This is a genomic window from Mycobacterium sp. IDUB_5 (genome assembly GCF_055419565.1).
The window spans coordinates 1-254 of sequence record NZ_JBVAXX010000020.1; the positions used below are offsets into that span (position 1 = coordinate 1).

The 254-nt window shown below is 63.0% G+C and carries 1 protein-coding gene; it reads right to left on the reverse strand.

Features of this window, described 5'->3' with window-relative positions:
• A partial coding sequence (locus ACZY1G_RS27825; RefSeq protein WP_463818376.1) for a phosphopantetheine-binding protein occupies positions 1 to 254 on the reverse strand: 254 nt, incomplete at both ends.

Sequence of the window (254 nt, forward strand, 5' to 3'; positions counted from 1 at the left end):
ACCCCGAACACCGACCGCACCCTGCTGATCAACCGAATACTCGACAACGAATGACCACCGAGTGCAAAGAAATCCGCATCGATGTCGGTGACCTCATAGTCCAGCACTGCGCTGAAGAGATCGACCAGCTGACGCTGTGTCTCGGTGAACGGAACGCGGCCGGTCCCCTCGACCGGAACCGGGTCGGGTAGGGCCTTGCGGTCGAGCTTTCCGCTGGGGGTGAGGGGGAAGGCGTCGACCCTGACGAACGCCGC